The organism is Herbaspirillum sp. FG34, from assembly GCF_057809315.1.
Genome location: NZ_JBMDJS010000004.1, coordinates 253,119 through 273,016 on the forward strand (window position 1 = coordinate 253,119; position 19,898 = coordinate 273,016).

Sequence of the window (19,898 nt, forward strand, 5' to 3'; positions counted from 1 at the left end):
ACTGTACAAGGCGCAGGCATGCACAGACACAACACTGCCGGCAAAAAGACGCACTACGCCACGGCAGCATTGTTACTCAGAATGGAGCAATCATTATTGCTGTATTCGATATAAACCTTTGCCAAATAGCGGATTTTTTCTGAGATATTTACAAAATAGAATACGTAACTTCTGATATTTGCATATTTTTGGATAATTCCATGACACGTATCGCCTTCTCCAAGCTGCCCGCGCTGAGCGTCATTGCGCTTTCGCTGACAATGGCCGGCTGTGCCGACCAGGGCGGCATCCAGCCACAGGCCCAGGTGCGGGACGTGGCCGTGCTCGATGTCGGCCAGGCCATCAGCCGGGCCGCCAGCGAGGCCGGTTGGCCGCAGCGCGCCTGGTGGCAGGCCTACGGCGATGCGCAACTCGATGCGCTGGTGCTCCGCGCGGTGGCGGGCAATCCCGGCATGGCGGTGGCCGCAGCCCGTGTGCGCCAGGCGCAGTCGATGGCCGTGGTGGCGCATGCCGGTGAACTGCCCGGCGCCCAACTGGATGTGGCGGTCGGCCGCAAGGACTGGTCCGACAACGTCTATTACGGTGCAGCCTTCCGCGACAAGCTGACCTGGAACAACACGGCGACCCTGGGCCTGTCCTACAACGTCGACCTGTGGGACCGCAACAAGAACACCACCCTGCGCGCCCAGGATGAAATGCACGCCGTGGCCGCTGATGCACGCGCCGCCCAGTTGGACCTGGAAGGCAATGTGGTGCGCACCTATGTGCAACTGGCACTGCAATACGGGCTGCTGGAGAACACCGAAGCCATGCTCAAGCAAGAGCAGAATATCCTCGACCTGGCCCGGCGCCGCTTCACGGGTGGCCTTGGCACCCAGCTGGAGATCACCCAGGCCGAAGCGCCGCTGCCGGAAACCCGTCGTCAGATCGAAGCCCTGCAGGAAAACATCGCCCTGATCCGCAATCAACTGGCCGCGCTGCTGGGCGCCGGCCCCGGTGCCGCCGACGGCATCACCCGTCCGACCCTGCAGTTGCACAGCGCCCTCGGCCTGCCCAGCGTGCTGCCGGCTGATCTGGTGGGTCGCCGTCCGGACATCAGTGCCGCCCGCTGGCGCGTGGAGGCGGCGGCCAAGGGCATCTCGGTGGCCAAGGCGGCCTTCTATCCCAATATCAACCTGCTGGCCGGCATCGGCCCGGCGGCGGCGGGCGGCGGGCTGTTCTCCTTCCTCTCCGCGCCCAATCTGCAGACCACCTACGGCCCGGCCATCTCGCTGCCGATCTTCGAGGGCGGGCGCCTGCGCGGCCAGCTCGGCGCCGCCAGTGCCGGGTATGACATTGCGGTGGAGCACTACAACGGCCTGCTGTCGCAGGCCTTGAAAGGGATCTCCGACCAGGTCGTGACCCTGCAATCGGTAGTGCGCCAGCACAAGCAGGCGCAGGAATCAGTGCGGGCCGCACAGAAGAACGTGGACATCGCCACCCGTGCCTACCAGCGCGGCCTGACCGACTACCTCAACGTGCTGCATGCGCAAACCCAATGGCTGCGTCAGCAGCAGATCGTGCAGCAATTGCAGGCACAGCGACTGGCCGCCTTTGCGGCCCTGCAGACGGCGCTGGGGGGCGGCATCGACGATGAAGCACCAGCCAGGGTGGCGGCGCAATGAATACCCCTGCCCTTTCCCTGAAGGCCCAGTTGCGCGAGGCTGCCACCGACTGGTGGCGCAGCGATGCAGCAACCTGGGTCTATGTCTTCAAGATGGTCTTCGCCGGCCTGCTGGCACTGGGCATCGGCTATGGGCTGGACCTGGAATCGCCGCGCTCGGCGCTCATCACCGTGTTCATCGTCATGCAGCCGCAAAGCGGCATGATCCTGGCCAAGAGCTTTTATCGGGTCATCGGCACCCTGGTCGGCTCGGCAGCCATCGTGGTCTTCGTCGATCTGTTTGCACAGACACCGGAACTGTTCCTGCTGGCCTCGGCGCTGTGGATCGGTCTGTGTACCGTGGGCTCGGCCCATAACCGGAATTTTCGTTCATATGGCTTCGTGCTCTCGGGCTATACGGTCGCCCTGATCGGCCTGCCCTCGGCCCTGCATCCGGCCATCACTTTCGATTCGGTGATGACGCGCGTCAGCGAGATCATGGTCGGCATCGTCTGTGTCGGCCTGGTCAGCGCACTGGTGTTCCCGCAGGCCAGCGCACCGGGGCTGGTACGCGTCATCCGTGGCCGCTTCACGGCCTTCGTCGATCTGATCAGCGCCACGCTCGGCGGCAGCGCTGACCGCAAGCAGCTCGAAGCCGCCAATGCCCGCTTCGTGGGCGACATCATCGGGCTGGAGGCCATGCGCAGTTCGGCCATCTTCGAGGATCCCGAAGTACGTCTGCGCAGTGGCCGTCTCACACGCATGAACAGCGAGTTCATGGCCCTGTCCACCCGCATGCACGCATTGCACCAGTTGATGAACCGCTTGCACGCCAACCCGGCACCCGGCGCACAGGTGGTGATCGACGCCCTCTCTCCCTACTACCGCGAAGTACAGCCCCTGCTCACCCGCGGCAGCGGGGAGCCGGTCATGAGTGCGCTGGACGCCGCCGATGCGGCCCTGAAGCTGGACGCCTACAAGCGCGAGCTGCCGCGCCGCGTGCGTGCCACCCGCAACACGCTGTCCGAACAGTGCCAGAGCGACAGCGCCATGCTGGACTTCGATACGGCCTCCGAGCTGCTCTATCGCGTCATCGAGGAACTGCACGCCTACACGCTGACCTATGCCTCCCTGACCCAGCGCCACCACGAGCGCGAGCAGTGGGAACATTCGTATGCCCCCAAGACCAGCATGACCACCGCCCTCATTGCCGGTGCCCGTGCGGCCATCGTGATGCTGGCCCTGGCCGGATTCTGGATCGCCAGCGGCTGGCCCAGCGGTGACGTGGCCGTGCTCAACGCCGCCGCCTTCTGCGCCATCACATCGGCTGCGCCCGATCCGGCCAAGGCCACCCGGACGGTTGCCATCGGTGTGCTGTTTGCCGCCGTGGCCGGTTACGTCTACACCTTCCATATCCTGCCGCGCCTGGATGGGTACTGGATGCTGGCCAGCGCCTTGATGCCGGTACTGATGCTGGCCGTCTACCTGACCACCCGTCCCGCTTATGCAGGTTACGGCCTGGGGATCTGCATTTTCTTCCCCTTCCTGGCGGTGCCGGACAACTTTGCGCACTTCAATGCGGCGGCTTATCTGAACGAATCGGTGGCGCTGGTGATCTCCCTGCTGGTCACGGCCGCGGCCTTCATGGTGCTGCTGCCGCCGACCACTGACTGGACCGTGCGCGTGCTGGAGAGACAGTTGCGCAAGCAGGTGGTCGATGCCTGCTTCGGCAAGCTCGCTCATCTGGCCCTGAAGTTCGAGAGCGGCACCCGCGACCTGATGCACCAGATCACCATGTTCACCAGCAGCCGTCCGCTGCTGCGCCAGAAGGCGCTGGGCTGGATGTTCGCTACGCTGGAAGTGGGCCACGCCATCATCGAACTGCGTAACGAGCTGCAAGGCATTCGTACGGAAGCACCGGATCTGCTGCCGGCCTCTGCCTATGCTGCCCTGAACCGCCTGCGCGAAGCCATCCCGGCGCTGTTCGCCCGGCCCTCGGCGGCGAGCCTGGCCACCGCCCTGGCCGCCAACGATGCCACCATCGCCGAAGTCCAGGCCGCCATTGGCCCGCATTACCGCGAACGCAGCCAACGCCATCGTCTGCAACGCACCTTGAGTTATCTGCATTTCATCCGTACCGCCCTGCTCGACGAGCAATCGCCGCTGCACACCATGCGCGCCGGGGCTGCGCACAATACAACGGGAGCCCGCCATGCCACGTGAGATTTCCTTCTTCGACGCCTACATTCCGACCGTCCTGCTGCTGGCCGTGGTGGCCGCCGTGCTGGCCATGCTGGCCGACCGCGTGCTGGTGCGCCTGGGCTTCTACGAGCTGACCTGGCATCCGGCGCTGTTCCGGGTGAGCCTGTTCGTCTGCCTGGCGGCCTTGCTGGGGCTGGCGGTATACCGCTAGCCAGGCGCCCCTGACGCACGCATCCCTTACGAAAAGATAAAGAAACAAACAGGAGTAGTTCACCATGTCGGTCAAATCGATTTTCCGCGTTCTCATCACCTCGGCCATCTTCCTGCTGGCCATCCTGCTGGCCTGGAGCCTGTGGCAGCATTACATGCACTCGCCCTGGACGCGCGACGGTCGCGTCCGTGCCGAGGTCGTCAACGTCGCTCCGGATGTCTCCGGCCAGATCGTGGCATTGCCGGTCCGTGACAACCAGTTGGTCAAGAAAGGTGACCTGCTGATGGAGATCGACCCGGCTCGCTACACGCTGGCGCTGCAGCAGGCCGACGCCGCCGTCACCGCCCGCAAGGCCGAGCTGGAGGTACGCAAGGCAGAAGTGGACGCTCGCCGCGCCGAGCTCAACATGCGCCGTGCGCAAGCCCGCCGCCGCGCCGATGTGGACGCCCTGGTGGTCTCGCGTGAAGCCCGCGAGGATGCCGGCAGTCAGGTCACCGCCTCGCAAGCCCAGCTGGAAGCGGCCCAGGCCCAGCTGCAAGGTGCCCAGGCGCAATACCAGGCAGCCTTGTCGCAACGCGATACCGCCAAGCTGAACCTGGAGCGCACCAAGGTCTTCTCACCGGTGGATGGCTACATCACCAACCTGAACGTGCGGCGGGGGGACTATGCCGCCGCCGGTGCGGCCAAGATCGCGCTGATCGACAGCCATTCCTTCTGGGTCTATGCCTACTTCGAGGAAACCAAGCTGCCACTGCTGTCCATCGGTGACCGTGCGAAGATCCAGCTGATCAACGGCGCCTCCATGGAAGGCCACGTGGACAGCATCGCCCGCGGCATCTATGACCGCGACAACCCGCAGAGCCGCGAACTGACGGCCGACGTCAACCCGACCTTCAACTGGGTCCGCCTGGCCCAGCGCATCCCGGTGCGCATTCACCTGGACAAGGTGCCTGAAAACGTCTTGCTGGCCTCGGGACTGACCTGCACGGTGGTGCTGGAGCCGGGCAGCGGCAAGCAGCAGCCGGTAGCGAAGAATTGATGACCTTGCAGTGAGATGAACCGATGAGGCGACCTGGCGACGGGTCGCCTTTTTCATGGGCGCTTGCGCATCACGGCCCCGACGCACATGCCGACCGGCTTGAGCAGCTTGTCGGCCGTGGCCAGGGTGGGACTGGATTCACCGCGTTCAATGTCCTGCAGGGTACGGGCCGATACGCCGCACACCTTGGCATATTCGGCGATGGTCAGGCGCAAGGTGGTGCGAATCTTGCGAACCACTGCCGGTACCGGCAAGGTGGGATCGGCGGCCAGTTCATCGAAGAGTGCGCGGCGCTCTTCCATCTGCTCGATGGCGCTCAGGGGTTTGAAGCGCTTGTCCATTCAGAGCGCCTCCAACTGTGCCCGTACCTGGTCCACGGTGGCCGCCAGCGGATCGAGGAAAGTGCCTTCGATCCCCAGGCTGCGGCCATATTGCAGCAAGTTCGCCAACGGCAATGCCATCTCACGCACGGCCGACCTGACCGGTAACTGTTCGATCTGCGCGGCTTCGCAGGCCTGCGTGATGACGCTGGCCCACTGCGGCGAGCCCCCATCGTCACGCTCCCAGCGCATGCGCCGTGCAATGCCATCCGGATGCAGCCACATCGGGGCAAAGTCGAACAGCGGCGTGAGGCCGATCCGCCCCTGCGCATCGCGCCGGATGGCGGTATTGCGGGCGTGATTGTCCTTGTTGCGCAGGACGATGTTGGCGATGTCGCGCTTCAGGTATTCGATGATCTCGGGGAGCGGATCGGTGGCGACTTCACCCAGCCTGGCGCAGACAACATTGTGTGACGGGATGGCCGCAAAGCCCGTCACGCCGCACAGGGAAGCAATGCTTTCCTGGGCGTGGCGCACGACTGCGGTCCCGCGCACTTCGCGGTCAAAACGGGGGATGAACAAGGCCTTGCCATGCAGTTCCAGCGCGCCGTGGACCTTCAGGCCCAAGTGCATCGCCAGCTGCATGTAGGGTGCCTCCAGACGCAGGATGTGCGCCAGATCCGGGTCGGGCCCGCGTCCGAACTTGACGATGTAATGGCGCTCGGCTTGCTCATCGGGCAAGGCGTGGTCGAGGTAGAACAAGCCATCACGGGCACGTGTGAGCAGGATCTTGGGCCATTCGCCCTGTACCCCCGACGAGCCCGCCAGGAACAGGCCATGCTGGGCGAGGTATTCATTGAAGTCTTCGGAGCGTGCAGCGATGTCCTCCATCGCAAAGCCGCGCAGCTGCGGTCCGCTGCGCGCCTGCGCCCACTCCCAGGCTTCCTGCACGCGCAGGTTGCCGATGGGATTGCCTGCGCCAGCACACAGCAGCGGCCAGTCGGCGCTGGCTTCGGCGCGCTCATCCAGCCCCAGCTGGCGCAACAGTTCGCCACGACCGTAACCTTGCGGCAGCAGATCGATCAGGCAAGCTGGCCAGCGCGCCTCACCAAGGCTCTCCAACCCCACCGGCACGTTCACCGACAAGGCCGCAGCATCGCGCCTGCCCATGTAATCGATGGCGTGCACGGCGTCATAGCTGAAGTAAGTCGAGGCCGCCATGCCCAGCTCGGCCGGCGCAGTCAACGACAACGCACCGGCCTGCCGCCAGGCCCCGTCGATATGAACTTGAAGTGTGCAGGAAGTCTTCATATACACATCATACTATCATTATTGATCCGAAAAGCCATGCTAATCGTAATAGTTTGATGTACAAATGGCTTTTTACTACTCCGCAAACACCTGCCACACCAACCACACATTGGCCGCCGAAATGGTCACAAAGAGCAGCCAGGCCACCGCGCTCACCCACCAGCGATTGACCAGGTCGCCCATCAGGTCGCGACGGCTGGTGAGGCGGATCAGCGGATACATGGCAAAGGGCAGCTGCAGCGACAGCACGACCTGGCTGGCGACCAGCAGCTTGCCTACCGAATGCGGTCCCAGGGTGAGCACGCCGATCAGCGCCGGCACCAGGGCCAGCGCGCGGGTGATGACGCGGCGCTGCCAGCAGGGAATCTTGAGCTTGAGAAAGCCCTCCATGATGACCTGCCCGGCAATGGTGCCGGTGAAGGTCGAACTCTGTCCGGAAGCGAACAAGCCTACGCCAAACAGAATGGCGGCCATGGCCGACCCGGTGATGGGGTCCAGCAGGTGATAGGCCTCATCCAGCTCGGCGACCTGCGTATTGCCGCTCTTGTGGAAGGCCGCTGCCGCCAGGATCAGAATAGTGGCGTTGATGACCATGGCGATCAACAGCGAGACCGTGGTATCGACCCGCGTGTAGCGTACCGCCTCCAGCAGCGAGGCCGGATCACGCTGCACGCTGCGGGTCTGAACGATGGAGGAATGCAGGTAGAGATTGTGCGGCATCACCGTGGCACCGATGATGCCGATGGCCAGGTACAGCGGTTCGCGGCTGGAGATGGCCTGCAGCGAGGGGACGAAGCCCTGCATCACCTCATGCCAGTCCGCCTTGACGAAGGCCAACTGCGCCAGCAGGCAGGCGGCGATGGTGATGACCAGGCCCAGGATGATGGCCTCGACCTGGCGGAATCCCCTGCCCTTCAACCCCAGCACGATGAGCGTGTCCAGCGCCGTCAGCAGCACGCCCACCGGCAGCGACACTCCCAACAGCAGGTTGAAGGCCAGCGCGCAGCCCAGCACCTCGGCCAGATCGCAGGCGATGATGGAGAGCTCGGCCAGCACCCACATGCCCTTGCCCACGGCCGGCGGATAGTGCTCGCGCGAATGCACTGCCAGGTCCTTGCCGGTAGCGATGCCCAGCCGCGCGCACAGGCATTGCAGCACGATGGCGGCCAGGCTGGAGAGCATCACCACGAACAGCAGCTGGTAACCGAACTGTGAACCTGCCTGGATCGATGTCGCCCAGTTGCCGGGGTCCATGTAGCCGATCGAGACCAGCAGGCCCGGCCCCACGTAGATGCGCAGCTTCTGCCAGACCGAAGCACCGCGCGGTACGTTGACGGTACCGGCGACTTCGGAAGGGCAGAACGGAGCCGTGGCCGTCGTGGGCAAACCCGGGATGCGGGGAAAGCGGAAAGTGAATGGCAAGACGAAAATCCCCTTTTGTGCCGTTGATGGCGTCGCCGGGATCAACGTCCCGGGCGATGCTGCCTTATTGCGCCCACTTGGCCAGCGCCGTGTCGTCGCTCTCGCGGGCGTCGACCCAGCGTGCGCCGTCCGGCGTCTGTTCTTTCTTCCAGAACGGGGCCTGGGTCTTGAGGTAATCCATGATGAATTCGCAGGCGGCAAAGGCTTCGCCGCGATGCGGTGAAGTAACCGCCACCAGCACGATCTGCTCGCGCGGCTGCATGGGACCGACGCGATGGATCACCAGCGCATCGAAGATCGGCCAGCGTGCCTTGGCTTGCTCCACGATCTGTTCCAGGGCGCGCTCGGTCATGGCCGGATAATGTTCCAGCTCCATTTCGGACACCGCCGCACCGTCGTTGAGATCACGCACCGTGCCTACGAAACTGACCACGGCACCGACGCGCGGATTGGACAGGCGCAGCTGCGCCACTTCAGTGGAAAGATCGAAATCGGCAGTCTGGACACGGACGGGCATGGCGGCAGAGGAAATGAATGCAGGCTGCGATTCTACCAGCGTCTGGATCACTGACCAGGTCGCCTAAGTATGGCCTGAGCAGTTGGAGATCAGCCCGCAGCGCCGGAGTCTTCGGTCTTCTGCCAGACGCTGGCCAGCCACGGCTGCTGCTCGCGCGGCAAGCCGTCGGGGCGGTAATAATGCCGCAATTCAACGAAGCCCGCTGGCACCACATAGCGCCGCCAGCCTTCCAGGCTATGCCAGACCCCATAGCGCGGACCGCTCCAGCCTTCCAGATCATTGCCGCGCGGATTGGAACTGAAGAGGATGCCACCCGGCTTCAGGCTGGCATGCAGCTGTCCCAGCACGCGCGGCAGCTCGGTGGACGGCACGTGAAACAGCGAGGCATTGGCAAAGATGCCGTCAAAGCGTGCCAGCGGCAGATCCAGCTGCAGGAAATCCTGATGCAGGACTTCACAGCCGCTGGCCGCGCGCGCCATCTCGACGAATTCGGCCGTGCCGTCCAGCCCCACGGCCACATGGCCACGCCGGGTGAATTCGATCAGGTCTCGTCCCGGACCACAGCCGAGGTCCAGGATCGTGAACGGCCCCTGCCCGGCTGGCCCCGACCTGGCGTGCAGGGCATCGAGCAGGGCCGCCATGTTCTGGCTGACGTCATGATCCCAGGTCCCCTCGCGGAAACTTTGCGCGTTGCTGCTGTAGTGCGCAATCGTGCCCACTACCGGATCGCGACCGGTGCTCATGTCAGCCCCCGGTGACGGGCGGGAAGAAGGCCACCTCGCCACCATCGACGATCTCGGTATCGGCCTCAGTCATTTCATGGTCGTAGGCCATGCGCAGGTTCTTTTCCGGTCCCAGCACTTCGGCCCAGATGCCGCCCCGGCCCATCAGGAAGGCGCGCACGTCGCCGACGGTCTTGACGCTGTCGGGCAGCTCGATGATTTCCTGCGAGGTCTGCAGGGCTTCGCGCACGCTGGCGAAGAAACGGAGTTCGATTTTCATGGGATGTCCTTGATGATGGCAGCAGACCCTCAGTGGGCGATATGAATCTTGCTGCGGATATGCTTGAGATGAACCACGATGGTAAAGGTCATCATCACCAGCAACGACCAGGCACTCCATTTGCCCAGGTGCACGGTGGACCAGGCCCCCATCTGGTTGGGATAGCGCCAGATGCCGAAGAAGGTACTGATGTTCTCGGCCAGCCAGATGAAGAACCCGATCAGCAGGAACGCCAGCAGCAGCGGCATCTTGCGGTCCCGGTCCAGCGGGCGGAACAGCACCGTGGAGCGGGCATACAGACCCAGTGCGCAAGCCGCCAGATACCAGCGGTAGTCGCCGATGTAATGATGCGTGAAGAAATTGACGTAAATCAGCAAGGCGATCAGGGTCGCCATCCAGTACGGGGGATGATGCTGGATGCGCAGGTCGAACAGGCGCCAGGCCTGGATGATGTAGCTGCCCACGGCGGCATACATGAATCCGGAAAACAGCGGCACCCCGAACAGCTTGGTATAGGCGAAGTCAGGATAACTCCAGGACTGGATCGCCCCCGAGGTCTTGAACACCTCCAGCGCAAAACCGACCACGTGGAAGACGCTGATGGCCTTGAGTTCGGCCATGGTTTCGATCCGGGTCGAGACCATCCATGCCTGCACCAGCAAGGCGAAGAGCAGCAAGGCATCATAGCGGGGAAGGCCGAGCAGTCCAGCGCGCGGCATCAGGAAAACGGCGGCGAAGAAGAGGCCCGCAAACAGGCAACAGCGCGCTTCCTTGATGCCGAACATGAGAAATTCCAGCACGAAGCGACGCCAGCCGGTGGCCTCGCTGGGAATGCTGCTGCTCAGGTAGTGATCGATGTCAGCCAGTCTCATCGGAGCTCCGTTGGCTTCAGTTCAGCAGCGCATCGAACGCCAGGAACTGCACCGTATCGCCGGCAGCGATGGTTTGTCCGGGCGGATTGTCGATCAGACCATCGGCCCAGACGGTCGAGGTCAGCACCGCCGACCCCTGACTGGGGAAAAGATCCAGCCCGCCCTGAGCGTTGCGACGTACCCGCAGGAATTCCCGGCGGCGGTCGGCGCGCGGCCAGTCGAAGTCGGCCCGCATGACCACCGGTCGCGGCAGCACGGCCTCCTGCGACAGCCCTTGCAGACGCAGGATGAAGGGCCGTACGAACAGCAGGAAGGTCACAAAGGACGACACCGGATTGCCCGGCAATCCCAGGAAGAAAGCTTCACTTCCCTCTTCACCCACCTCTGTTCCGCGCCGCACCTGGCCAAAGGCCAGCGGCTTGCCAGGCTTCATGGCGATCTGCCACATGTTGATACGGCCCTCAGCTTCGACAGCGGGCTTCACATGGTCTTCTTCCCCCACCGAGACGCCGCCGCTGGTGATGATGAGGTCGTGCTCGCGAGCGGCCTCGCGCAGGGTCAGGCGGGTCGCCTCCAGACTGTCGGGCACGATGCCGAAGTCGCTCACCTGGCAGCCCAGTTTCTGCAACAGGCCACGCAGCAGAAAGCGATTGGAATTGTAGATGCCGCCCGGCTTCAATGGCTGGCCGGGCATGGTCAGTTCATCGCCAGTGAAGAACACCGCCACACGCACCGGCCGCAGCACCTGCAGCCGCGCCTGACCGATGGAGGCCGCCAACCCCAGTTCCTGCGGGCGCAGGCGGGTGCCGGCCGCGAGGATGGTGCTGCCCTGGCGGATGTCTTCACCGATCATGCGCACCCATTCACCGCTCTTGGGGACATGGCGGATCACCACGTAGTCGCCCTCGGTCTCGCAGGCTTCCTGCATGACGACGGCGTCAGCGCCCTGCGGCATCATCGCACCGGTAAAGATGCGCGCCGCCGTAGCCGGTTCCAGCGGCTGGCCCACGTGGCCCGCCGGAATGCGCTGCGACACGCGCAGGCGGGCCTGGCCCGATGCGCAATCGGCCGCACGCACGGCGTAGCCATCCATTTGTGAATTGTCCATGCCGGGCACGTCGATGCAGGCCGTGACCGGCTCGGCCAGCACGCGGCCACCAGCCTCCAGGACATCAACGCTCTCGTGTTCCAGCACCGGCACGGCAGCCGCCAGCAAGGTGTCGAGCGCCTGGCTGACGTCCTGCATGGGAGCACGGGGCGGCTGGTCGGATGAGGGGGCGACGGTGGGAGTGGACGTGGCGGACATGGCAAGCCTGAGGGAGAAGATCGGATGACGGGTGAGCGTTGTTTTCTGGTCGATACAGCGACCCGACATTCTAATGCAATCAGCGCCCCGCCGCGCTCCATGAAAAACGCCGTCCGGGCGCTGGGCGCGGACGGCGTTGCAATGACGACTACGCGGCTTACAGGCCGGTATGCTCGGCCACGTAAGCCTTCACGCGGGCGGCATCGGCCGGCATCACCTCGAAGCGCTGCGGCAGTGCCTCGATGTTCTCGAAGCCCGCCGGACGGTTGGCATCGCGGCCCAGGGCTTCGCGGATGGTTTCATTGAACTTGGCCGGCAAGGCGGTTTCCAGCACGATCATGGTCACGCCTGGTACCAGATGTTCGCGGGCCACCTTGATGCCGTCGGCAGTGTGGGTGTCGACGGTAATGCCATAGGCCTTCTCGGCGAAGCGGATGGTCTCCAGACGGTCGGCGTGGGTCGACTTGCCGGAGGCAAAACCGTACTGCATGACGCTGGCGAATTCATTGCCGTCGCTGCCGGCCTGGCCGCTGAGGTCAAAGCCGCCCTCGGTCTCGACCTTGTGGAACAGGGCTTTCACGCGGGCGCTGTCGCGGCCCAGCAAATCATAGACGAAGCGCTCGAAGTTGGAGGCCTTGCTGATGTCCATGCTGGGGCTGCTGGTGTGGTAGGTCTCGGCCGACTTGCGCACGCGGTAGTGGCCGGTGCGGAAGAATTCGTCCAGCACGTCGTTCTCGTTGGTGGCCACCACCAGCTTGTCGATGGGCAAGCCCATCATGCGGGCGATGTGGCCGGCGCAGATGTTGCCGAAGTTGCCCGAAGGGACGGTGAAGGACACCTTCTGCTCATTGCTGGTGGTCGCGGCCAGGTAGCCCCGGAAGTAGTACACCACCTGGGCCACCACGCGTGCCCAGTTGATCGAGTTGACGGTACCGATCTTCTTGGTGGCCTTGTACTCCAGGTCGTTGGAGATGGCTTTGACGATGTCCTGGCAGTCGTCGAAGACGCCTTCGACCGCCAGGTTGAAGATGTTGGGGTCTTGCAGGCTGAACATCTGGGCGGTCTGGAAGGCGCTCATCTTCTTGTGCGGCGACAGCATGAAGACGCGGATGCCCTTCTTGCCACGCATGGCGTATTCGGCAGCGCTGCCGGTGTCGCCGGAGGTGGCACCGACGATGTTCAATTCCGCGCCCTTTTTGGCCAGCGCATATTCGAACAGATTGCCCAGCAATTGCATCGCCATGTCCTTGAAGGCCAGCGTGGGGCCGTTGGACAGGCTTTGCAGCACCAGCTTCTTGCCTTGCTCGTCCTGCAGGGTACGCAGCGGGGTGATCTGGCTGGCATCTTCGCCGACGCGGGCGTTGCGGTAGACGTCGGCGGTATAGGTCTTGTGGGCCAGCGCCTTGAGGTCCGCTTCCGGAATGTCGGTGGCGAATTTCTTGAGGACTTCGAAGGCCAGGTCGGCATACGACAGCGTGCGCCACTGATCCAGTTCGGCGCCGCTGACCTGCGGATACGCTGCCGGCAGGTACAGGCCGCCGTCAGGGGCCAGGCCGCCCAGCAGGATGTCAGAAAAGGAAGGAGTTGCAGCGTGACCGCGGGTGGAAACGTAGTGCATGTCGATAGGATGCGCCGGCAGGCGGCGAGAGCGTGGAGTGGGAGGAAAGTCCTCGATTATACGGCCAGCGGGCGCTGCACAAAAGCGCGGCATGGAAGAAAGCTGCACCGGGATGCCGTGCCATGGCCAACGATGCTGGTCGTGCGCGGCCAATGTTGCACCGAATCATCATGACATGGAGGGCAGCTGAAATAAAACGTTACCGCCCTTGAAAGCCGCGCATGGCCGGGCTATGCTGCGCCACTTCGTGCAGCACCGCCGGGATGGCGGGAATGTTTGCGCGCTGGCCACATCAAAGACGCATTTCACACTCAAAAGGATGGAAAACGGCATGAACCACAAGATCAAGACCCTGCTGGCCACGGCCGGCCTGTTCGGCGCCCTGCTGGCGAGCCTGCCGGCGCATGCCGAGAACTGGCAATCGCTGGGCGGCACGGATAGCTCCGAGCTGCTGGTGGACACCGACTCCATCATCGAATCCGGCGGCATCCGCGAGGCCTGGTCGATGTGGAACTTCAAGCAAGCCCGCCCCAACAACGGCGACCAGAGCTTCCCGACCCTGAAGTCCTACAAGGACTTGCATCAGTACAACTGCAAGGCCGGCTCCATGAAGCTGGTGCGTGAAATCATCTTCGCCGAGAACGATGGCAAGGGCGACAAGCGTGACCACAGCGATGCCCTGAAGGGACAAGAGTTCAACAAGCCCAAACCGATGTCAGTGGGCGACGCCATGCTGCAGGCGGTCTGCAATTTCGAACTGAAGAAATGATCATAGGGGGCCTTGACCACCCCCTTTCCCGATTTAATGAAAAACGGAGCCCGCGGGCTCCGTTTTTCATTGCTGCCTTGAGCGCTGATCAGCCCAGTTCTTCCAGGCGGATCTTGGTGACCTGACCAACCACGGTCGCCAGGGATTCGATCCTGGCGATGGCGGCCTCGATGTTCTTTTCCTGGGTCTGGTGGGTCAGCATGATGATGTCGGTCTGCTGCTCGCCTTCGGCCGGCTCCTTCTGCAGCATAGCATCGATGGAAATGGTCGAATCAGCCAGGATGCGCGTCACATCGGCCAGCACGCCAGCCTGGTCGGCCACGCGGATGCGCAGGTAGTAGCTGGTCACCACTTCGCTCATCGGCAGCACCGGGGTATCGGCCATGGCATTGAGCTGGAAGGCCAGCGAAGGCACGTGGTGCTCCGGATCGGCGGTCGCCAGGCGGGTAATGTCGACCAGGTCGGCGATGACCGCTGAGGCGGTCGGCTCGGAACCGGCACCCTTGCCGTAGTACAACGCTTCGCCCACGGCGTCGCCGCGCACCACCACGGCATTCATCGCGCCCTCGACATTGGCGATCAGGCGCGAGGCCGGGATCAGCGTCGGGTGTACGCGCAGCTCGATGCCCTTCTCGGTCTGGCGGGTAATGCCCAGGAGCTTGATGCGATAGCCCAGCTTCTCGGCGTAGGTGATGTCGCTGGCCTGCAGCTTGGTGATGCCTTCCACATGGGCCTTGTCGAACTGCACCGGGATGCCGAACGCGATCGAGGCCATGATGGTCAGCTTGTGGGCCGCGTCCACGCCTTCGATGTCGAAGGTCGGGTCGGCTTCGGCATAGCCCAGGCGTTGCGCTTCCTTGAGCACCACGTCGAAGTCCAGTCCCTTGTCGCGCATCTCGGAGAGGATGAAGTTGGTGGTGCCGTTGATGATGCCGGCGACCCACTGGATGCGGTTGGCGGTGAGACCTTCGCGCAGCGCCTTGATGATAGGGATGCCACCGGCCACGGCGGCCTCGAAGGCCACCATGACGCCCTTTTCCTGCGCCGCCTTGAAAATTTCATTGCCGTGCTTGGCGATCAGGGCCTTGTTGGCCGTGACCACGTGCTTGCCGTTGGCGATGGCCTTGAGCACCAGGTCGCGGGCGATGTCATCACCGCCGATCAGTTCCACGACGATATCGATCTCGGGATCGTTCACCACCAGGTTGCCGTCGTTGACGACCTTGACTTTTCCCTGGGTCAGTTCGGTCGCGCGGGCAGTATTGCGAGCGGCGACCATGGTAATTTCAATGCCCCGGCCAGCACGGCGCGCAATCTCTTGCTGGTTGCGCTGGAGAACATTGAAAGTACCGGAACCCACGGTGCCGATGCCGAGCAAACCTACTTTGATGGATTTCATATTGTCTTCGTGGTTGATGAAAAATGACCGTCACGCCGCTGGCCGCAACATGACGGGGACTGCAGAAACGGATCAGGCCGTACCGTGACGACGGCGGTAGCCTTCCAGGAAGTGCGCAATGCGCCCCATGGACTCGGTCAGGTCGTCGGTGTTGGGCAGGAACACCACGCGGAAGTGGTCCGGCGTGGGGCAATTGAAGCCGGTGCCCTGCACGATCAACACCTTTTCCTCGGCCAGCAGCTCGTAGGCGAATTCCTGATCGTCCTTGATCGGATAGATCTCCGGATCCAGGCGCGGGAACATGTACAGCGCCGATTTGGGCTTCACGCAGGTCACGCCGGGGATATCGGTCAGGAGCCGGTGTGCCAGGTCGCGCTGCTTGGTGAGGCGACCATTGGGCGCCACCAGGTCGTTGATGCTCTGATAGCCGCCCAAGGCGGTCTGGATGGCGAACTGGCCAGGCGCATTGGCGCACAGGCGCATGGAGGCCAGCATGTTCAAGCCTTCGATGTAGTCGCGGGCATGCTTCTTCTCCCCCGACACCACCATCCAGCCGGCGCGGTAGCCGCAGGAACGATAGTTCTTGGACAGGCCGTTGAAGGTGATGAACAGCACGTCATCGGCCAGCGAGGCCAGCGAGGTATGGGTGTTGCCGTCGTAGAGCACCTTGTCGTAGATCTCGTCGGCCAGAATGATCAACTGGTGCTGACGCGCCAGTTCGATGATTTCCTTGAGCACGTCCACCGAATAGAGCGCGCCGGTCGGGTTGTTGGGATTGATGACGACGATGGCCTTGGTGTTGGGCGTGATCTTCTTCTTGATATCGGCGATGTCGGGCTGCCAGCCTTGCTGCTCGTCGCAGACGTAATGGACCGGAGTACCGCCCGACAGGCTCACCGCCGCCGTCCACAACGGATAGTCGGGCGAAGGGACCAGCACTTCGTCACCGGTGTTGAGCAGCGCGTTCACGCTCATGACGATCAGTTCGGAGGCGCCATTGCCGAGATAGATGTCATCGATGGTGACACCCTCGATCTTCTTTTGCTGGGTGTAGTGCATGACCGACTTGCGCGGGGCGAACAGGCCCTTGGAATCGGTATAGCCGGAGGCATTGCCCATGTTGCGGATCATGTCCTGCACGATCTCGTCGGGCGCATCGAAGCCGAAGGCGGCCAGGTTGCCGATATTGAGCTTGATGATCTTGTGGCCCTCTTCCTCCATCTGACGCGCTTTTTCCAGCACGGGACCCCGAATGTCGTAACACACATCTGCCAGCTTCTTGGATTTCTGAATCGGTCGCACAGCTCTTCCTCTATTCGTTTCGCGCCAGGCCGCACCGGCTGCCGGCCGGGCCTGCCCTGCTTCATCGGCCGCATGCGCCGGACCGGAACCTTTACCTCGCGGTTCTCTCCATTACCACGCTTGCCGTCATTTTCCTGCATGTTTTTGCCTGCTGCAGTGCAGTGTAAAGCACTTGCAAAGAGGCCTGCGGCGGCGCCCCATGGGCTTGCCGGGAACCGGCCATTTTGCCCAAAGCTAAGCATTTTATCAATCAAATAGGCGTGCGCCAGGGTCGGAAACGGCTACAATGGCGCACTTTACGACCACGTTGCCGCGATGTATGTCGACCTGACATCATGGCCTGGACGTTCGCCCCGCGGGGCCGCCTGCAACCCATCCTGCCCATCTGCGATGAAGCTCCATTCGACCGAAACCAAGCAATACCAGACCGTCACCGCCTACGACGAAGACGGTGTCGAGCTCAATGCCATCCGGTTCACCAACAGCCTGCTGGTACTGCCCGAAAGTGAACCGGTGCCGTGGCCGGTAGAGCGCTTCGAGGCACTCACCACCGAGCATTTCGGCCAGATCGATGCTACCGCGCCCGATGTGGTCATCCTGGGCACTGGCGAGCGCCAGCGCTTCGTGCATCCCAGGCTGACCACGGCGCTGACCGCGCGTCGCATCGGCGTGGAGTGCATGGATAACCAGGCGGCCTGCCGCACCTACAACATTCTCATGGCCGAAGGGCGCAAGGTGGCCCTGGCGCTGATCATCGCGCCCCAAGCCTGACGCCGGCACTTGCCGCGACAAGAAACCGAAGAACACGCAACAAGGAACCACTGTCAATGCGCGACCTGTACAAATCCAAGGCGTTCGTCTGGACGCTGATCATTCTCTTCCTGCTGGTCTGGTTCTGGATGCTGGGCGCCCGCGTGCTGGTGCCCACCGACGAGGGCCGCTATGCCGAAATGGCGCGCGAGATGGTGGCCACGCAAGACTGGATCACCACCCGCCTGAACGGCATCAAGTACTTCGAGAAGCCGCCCCTGCAAACCTGGATGAATGCCATCACCTTCGAGCTGTTTGGCCTGGGTGAATGGCAGGCGCGCCTGTGGACGGGCCTGTGCGGCCTGCTCGGCATCGGCCTGGCGAGCTATACCGGCACCCGCATCTTCAATGGCCGCGTGGGCTTCTATGCGGCACTGGTGCTGGCCTCCAGCTTCTTCTGGGCGGGCATGGGCCACATCAATACACTGGACATGGGGCTGTCGGGGATGATGACCATCGCCCTCTGTTCGCTCCTGATGGCGCAGCGCGACGGCGCCTCCCGCGAGAGCCAGCGCAACTGGATGCTGCTGTGCTGGGCCGGCATGGCGCTGGCGGTGCTGTCCAAGGGTCTGATCGGTATCGTCCTGCCGGGCGCGGTGTTGGTACTCTATTCAGTCTTCGCGCGCGACTGGGCGATCTGGAAGCGGCTGCACCTGATCAAGGGCCTGATCCTGTTCTTTGCGATCTGCACCCCCTGGTTCCTGGCGGTGTCGCTGCGCAATCCGGAGTTCCCGCAGTTCTTCTTCATCCACGAACACTTCCAGCGCTTCACCACCAAGATTCATAGCCGCACCGGTCCGTGGTACTACTTCATCCCCATTCTGGTACTGGGCATCATTCCCTGGCTGGGCGTGTTCTTCCAGAGCCTGTGGAAAGGCACCCGCGAACAGCGCGATACGGCCGGCTACAACAGTCTCAACGGCGGACGCTTCCAGCCCAAGCGACTGCTGCTGGTGTGGGCGGTATTCATCTTCGTGTTCTTCAGCATCTCGGACTCCAAGCTACCCTCCTACATCCTGCCGATCTTCCCGGCGCTGGCATTGCTGATCGCCTGCTATCTGGAAGAAGCCGACTACAAGGCGCTGGCCTGGGCCGGCTCGCTGGTGGCCCTGCCCTCGGCGGTGGCGCTGGCCTTCATCCCGCGCGTACCCTCGCTGGCCAAGAACGCCTATTCCCTGCCGCTGATCGAAGCCCACGTGCCCTACCTGTATGCGGGCGCCCTGATCTTCTTCGTCGGCGGCATCGCCGCCATCCGTCTGGCGCGTCAGCACAAGGACTGGGCCGTGACCTCACTGGCGACCACCGCCTTCCTGGCCGGCCAGTTGCTGATGCTGGGCCATGACCCGCAAGGCCGCTATTCCGCAGGCGTGGACTACGTACCTGTCCTGCAGGCCGAACTGAAGCCGGAAACCCCGATCTATCTGGTCGGCCGCTATGAACAGGCCCTGCCCTTCTATCTGCGCCGCACCATGATCCTGGTGGAGCATGCCGATGAGATGGAGTTCGGCCTCAAGCAGGAACCGCAGCTGTGGCTGCCGACCGTCGATGCCTTCGTGGCACAGTGGGTGGCCGACCATACCGCCGGCAAGAAGGATATCGCCATCATCGATCCGACCATCTACAAGCAGCTGGTCGAGCGCAAGCTGCCCATGCGCCTGATCGGCCAGGACCCGCGCCGGGTGATCGTGGCCAATGATCCGGCCCCCGCCGTTCCGGCCGCTGGCGAGAAGAAGGCCGCGAAATGAACCTGACGACATTTGGCTTCATCTTTGTCGGCATCTGCCTGAACGCAGTTGCACAATTGCTGCTCAAGGCCGGCACCAATGCGGTCGGCGCGATCCACCTGACGGCGGACAACTGGTTTTCAACCGGGCTCAAGCTGGCCACCCAGCTGCCCATCATCGGTGGCCTGTCCTGCTACGTGATTTCGGTCGGCGTGTGGATCATCGGCCTGTCGCGCGTGGATGTGACCATCGCCTACCCGCTGCTTTCCCTGGGCTACATCATCAATGCCATCGGTGCCTGGTACTTCCTGGGCGAGGCGGTCTCCCCGCAGCGCCTGCTGGCCATTGGCGTGATCATCGTGGGTGTGGTCTTGCTGACCAGAAGCTGATTTACAATACCGCGTTGCCGTGCGCCCGGCGCGCCGGCAACAG

General features: G+C 63.2%; 19 protein-coding genes. 8 read left to right on the forward strand and 11 right to left on the reverse strand.

All coding sequences use genetic code 11. The features are described 5' to 3' along the window. The first annotated feature begins 200 nt into the window (after positions 1-200). The 4 genes from ACODSZ_RS07290 (at position 201) to ACODSZ_RS07305 (ending at position 5,094) form a co-directional block, all read left to right on the forward strand. Positions 201-1,664 (forward strand): efflux transporter outer membrane subunit, encoded by a 1,464-nt coding sequence (locus tag ACODSZ_RS07290; protein WP_488927335.1) that lies wholly within the window; start codon positions 201-203, stop codon positions 1,662-1,664. Then, on the forward strand, positions 1,661-3,865 hold the full coding sequence (locus tag ACODSZ_RS07295) for an FUSC family protein (protein ID WP_488927336.1): 2,205 nt from the start codon (positions 1,661-1,663) through the stop codon (positions 3,863-3,865). The genes ACODSZ_RS07290 and ACODSZ_RS07295 overlap by 4 nt, the downstream gene beginning before the upstream one ends. After that, positions 3,855-4,055, forward strand: a complete 201-nt coding sequence (locus ACODSZ_RS07300) for a DUF1656 domain-containing protein (RefSeq protein WP_008328259.1) — start codon at positions 3,855-3,857, stop codon at positions 4,053-4,055. The genes ACODSZ_RS07295 and ACODSZ_RS07300 overlap by 11 nt, the downstream gene beginning before the upstream one ends. Before the next feature lie 64 nt (positions 4,056-4,119). Then, on the forward strand, positions 4,120-5,094 hold the full coding sequence (locus tag ACODSZ_RS07305) for an HlyD family secretion protein (protein WP_488927337.1): 975 nt from the start codon (positions 4,120-4,122) through the stop codon (positions 5,092-5,094). Between the two features lie 53 nt (positions 5,095-5,147). On the opposite strand, the gene ACODSZ_RS07310 is transcribed toward ACODSZ_RS07305, so the two are convergent. From ACODSZ_RS07310 to thrC, 9 genes are all read right to left on the reverse strand, one after another. Further along, the gene (locus ACODSZ_RS07310; protein ID WP_008328257.1) at positions 5,148-5,435 is read right to left on the reverse strand and encodes a helix-turn-helix domain-containing protein; all 288 of its coding nucleotides are present in this window, start codon (positions 5,433-5,435) and stop codon (positions 5,148-5,150) included. After that, positions 5,436-6,725 (reverse strand): type II toxin-antitoxin system HipA family toxin, encoded by a 1,290-nt coding sequence (locus ACODSZ_RS07315; RefSeq protein WP_488927338.1) that lies wholly within the window; start codon positions 6,723-6,725, stop codon positions 5,436-5,438. Between the two features lie 75 nt (positions 6,726-6,800). Continuing rightward, a complete protein-coding gene (locus ACODSZ_RS07320) occupies positions 6,801-8,147 on the reverse strand; it encodes an Nramp family divalent metal transporter (protein ID WP_008328255.1) in 1,347 nt (448 codons plus the stop codon). Positions 8,148-8,211: 64 nt separating this feature from the next. Continuing rightward, positions 8,212-8,664, reverse strand: coding sequence for a molybdopterin synthase catalytic subunit MoaE (gene moaE, locus ACODSZ_RS07325; RefSeq protein ID WP_175342464.1), 453 nt, complete (start codon positions 8,662-8,664; stop codon positions 8,212-8,214). Positions 8,665-8,753: 89 nt separating this feature from the next. Then, positions 8,754-9,407: a class I SAM-dependent methyltransferase gene (locus ACODSZ_RS07330; RefSeq protein ID WP_175342463.1), complete on the reverse strand. Its 654-nt coding sequence runs from the start codon at positions 9,405-9,407 to the stop codon at positions 8,754-8,756. Position 9,408: 1 nt separating this feature from the next. Then, on the reverse strand, positions 9,409-9,666 hold the full coding sequence (moaD, locus tag ACODSZ_RS07335; protein ID WP_008328251.1) for a molybdopterin converting factor subunit 1: 258 nt from the start codon (positions 9,664-9,666) through the stop codon (positions 9,409-9,411). 29 nt (positions 9,667-9,695) lie between these two features. After that, positions 9,696-10,538: a DUF817 domain-containing protein gene (locus tag ACODSZ_RS07340; protein ID WP_175342462.1), complete on the reverse strand. Its 843-nt coding sequence runs from the start codon at positions 10,536-10,538 to the stop codon at positions 9,696-9,698. Between the two features lie 16 nt (positions 10,539-10,554). Further along, positions 10,555-11,844, reverse strand: a complete 1,290-nt coding sequence (locus ACODSZ_RS07345; RefSeq protein ID WP_488927339.1) for a molybdopterin molybdotransferase MoeA — start codon at positions 11,842-11,844, stop codon at positions 10,555-10,557. 157 nt (positions 11,845-12,001) lie between these two features. Continuing rightward, positions 12,002-13,462 carry a threonine synthase gene (thrC, locus tag ACODSZ_RS07350; RefSeq protein ID WP_488927340.1) on the reverse strand — a complete coding sequence of 487 codons (1,461 nt, stop codon included), beginning with the start codon at positions 13,460-13,462 and terminating at the stop codon, positions 12,002-12,004. A 331-nt stretch (positions 13,463-13,793) separates the two neighbouring features. Between thrC and ACODSZ_RS07355 the strand changes: the two genes are divergently transcribed. Continuing rightward, positions 13,794-14,231, forward strand: a complete 438-nt coding sequence (locus ACODSZ_RS07355; RefSeq protein ID WP_488927341.1) for a surface-adhesin E family protein — start codon at positions 13,794-13,796, stop codon at positions 14,229-14,231. Between the two features lie 88 nt (positions 14,232-14,319). Here ACODSZ_RS07355 and ACODSZ_RS07360 read toward each other — a convergent pair whose 3' ends face one another. Then, complete coding sequence (locus tag ACODSZ_RS07360) at positions 14,320-15,630, reverse strand: homoserine dehydrogenase (protein WP_488927342.1); 1,311 nt, start codon at positions 15,628-15,630, stop codon at positions 14,320-14,322. Between the two features lie 72 nt (positions 15,631-15,702). Then, entirely contained in the window at positions 15,703-16,932 is a 1,230-nt protein-coding gene (locus ACODSZ_RS07365) for a pyridoxal phosphate-dependent aminotransferase (protein WP_034350244.1), read from the reverse strand. Between the two features lie 390 nt (positions 16,933-17,322). Here ACODSZ_RS07365 and ACODSZ_RS07370 point away from each other — a divergent pair, with 390 nt between their 5' ends. The 3 genes from ACODSZ_RS07370 to ACODSZ_RS07380 are packed head-to-tail and all read left to right on the forward strand — an operon-like array spanning position 17,323 to position 19,855. Further along, complete coding sequence (locus ACODSZ_RS07370) at positions 17,323-17,703, forward strand: Mth938-like domain-containing protein (protein WP_175342457.1); 381 nt, start codon at positions 17,323-17,325, stop codon at positions 17,701-17,703. 56 nt (positions 17,704-17,759) lie between these two features. Continuing rightward, on the forward strand, positions 17,760-19,487 hold the full coding sequence (locus tag ACODSZ_RS07375) for a glycosyltransferase family 39 protein (protein WP_175342456.1): 1,728 nt from the start codon (positions 17,760-17,762) through the stop codon (positions 19,485-19,487). Further along, entirely contained in the window at positions 19,484-19,855 is a 372-nt protein-coding gene (locus tag ACODSZ_RS07380; protein WP_175342455.1) for a DMT family transporter, read from the forward strand. Before ACODSZ_RS07375 ends, ACODSZ_RS07380 begins: the two co-directional genes overlap by 4 nt. Positions 19,856-19,898 lie beyond the last annotated feature (43 nt).

Bases quoted from the DNA above. Each gene is read 5' to 3' on its own strand.
- ACODSZ_RS07295 (WP_488927336.1), top strand. From the start codon at position 1,661: ATGAATACCCCTGCCCTTTCCCTGAAGGCCCAGTTGCGCGAGGCTGCC.
- ACODSZ_RS07310 (WP_008328257.1), bottom strand. From the start codon at position 5,435: ATGGACAAGCGCTTCAAACCCCTGAGCGCCATCGAGCAGATGGAAGAG.
- ACODSZ_RS07305 (WP_488927337.1), top strand. From the start codon at position 4,120: ATGTCGGTCAAATCGATTTTCCGCGTTCTCATCACCTCGGCCATCTTC.
- ACODSZ_RS07370 (WP_175342457.1), top strand. From the start codon at position 17,323: ATGAAGCTCCATTCGACCGAAACCAAGCAATACCAGACCGTCACCGCC.
- ACODSZ_RS07300 (WP_008328259.1), top strand. From the start codon at position 3,855: ATGCCACGTGAGATTTCCTTCTTCGACGCCTACATTCCGACCGTCCTG.
- ACODSZ_RS07330 (WP_175342463.1), bottom strand. From the start codon at position 9,407: ATGAGCACCGGTCGCGATCCGGTAGTGGGCACGATTGCGCACTACAGC.
- ACODSZ_RS07340 (WP_175342462.1), bottom strand. From the start codon at position 10,538: ATGAGACTGGCTGACATCGATCACTACCTGAGCAGCAGCATTCCCAGC.
- ACODSZ_RS07345 (WP_488927339.1), bottom strand. From the start codon at position 11,844: ATGTCCGCCACGTCCACTCCCACCGTCGCCCCCTCATCCGACCAGCCG.
- ACODSZ_RS07315 (WP_488927338.1), bottom strand. From the start codon at position 6,725: ATGAAGACTTCCTGCACACTTCAAGTTCATATCGACGGGGCCTGGCGG.
- ACODSZ_RS07290 (WP_488927335.1), top strand. From the start codon at position 201: ATGACACGTATCGCCTTCTCCAAGCTGCCCGCGCTGAGCGTCATTGCG.
- ACODSZ_RS07360 (WP_488927342.1), bottom strand. From the start codon at position 15,630: ATGAAATCCATCAAAGTAGGTTTGCTCGGCATCGGCACCGTGGGTTCC.
- ACODSZ_RS07375 (WP_175342456.1), top strand. From the start codon at position 17,760: ATGCGCGACCTGTACAAATCCAAGGCGTTCGTCTGGACGCTGATCATT.
- ACODSZ_RS07355 (WP_488927341.1), top strand. From the start codon at position 13,794: ATGAACCACAAGATCAAGACCCTGCTGGCCACGGCCGGCCTGTTCGGC.
- thrC (WP_488927340.1), bottom strand. From the start codon at position 13,462: ATGCACTACGTTTCCACCCGCGGTCACGCTGCAACTCCTTCCTTTTCT.
- ACODSZ_RS07380 (WP_175342455.1), top strand. From the start codon at position 19,484: ATGAACCTGACGACATTTGGCTTCATCTTTGTCGGCATCTGCCTGAAC.
- moaD (WP_008328251.1), bottom strand. From the start codon at position 9,666: ATGAAAATCGAACTCCGTTTCTTCGCCAGCGTGCGCGAAGCCCTGCAG.
- moaE (WP_175342464.1), bottom strand. From the start codon at position 8,664: ATGCCCGTCCGTGTCCAGACTGCCGATTTCGATCTTTCCACTGAAGTG.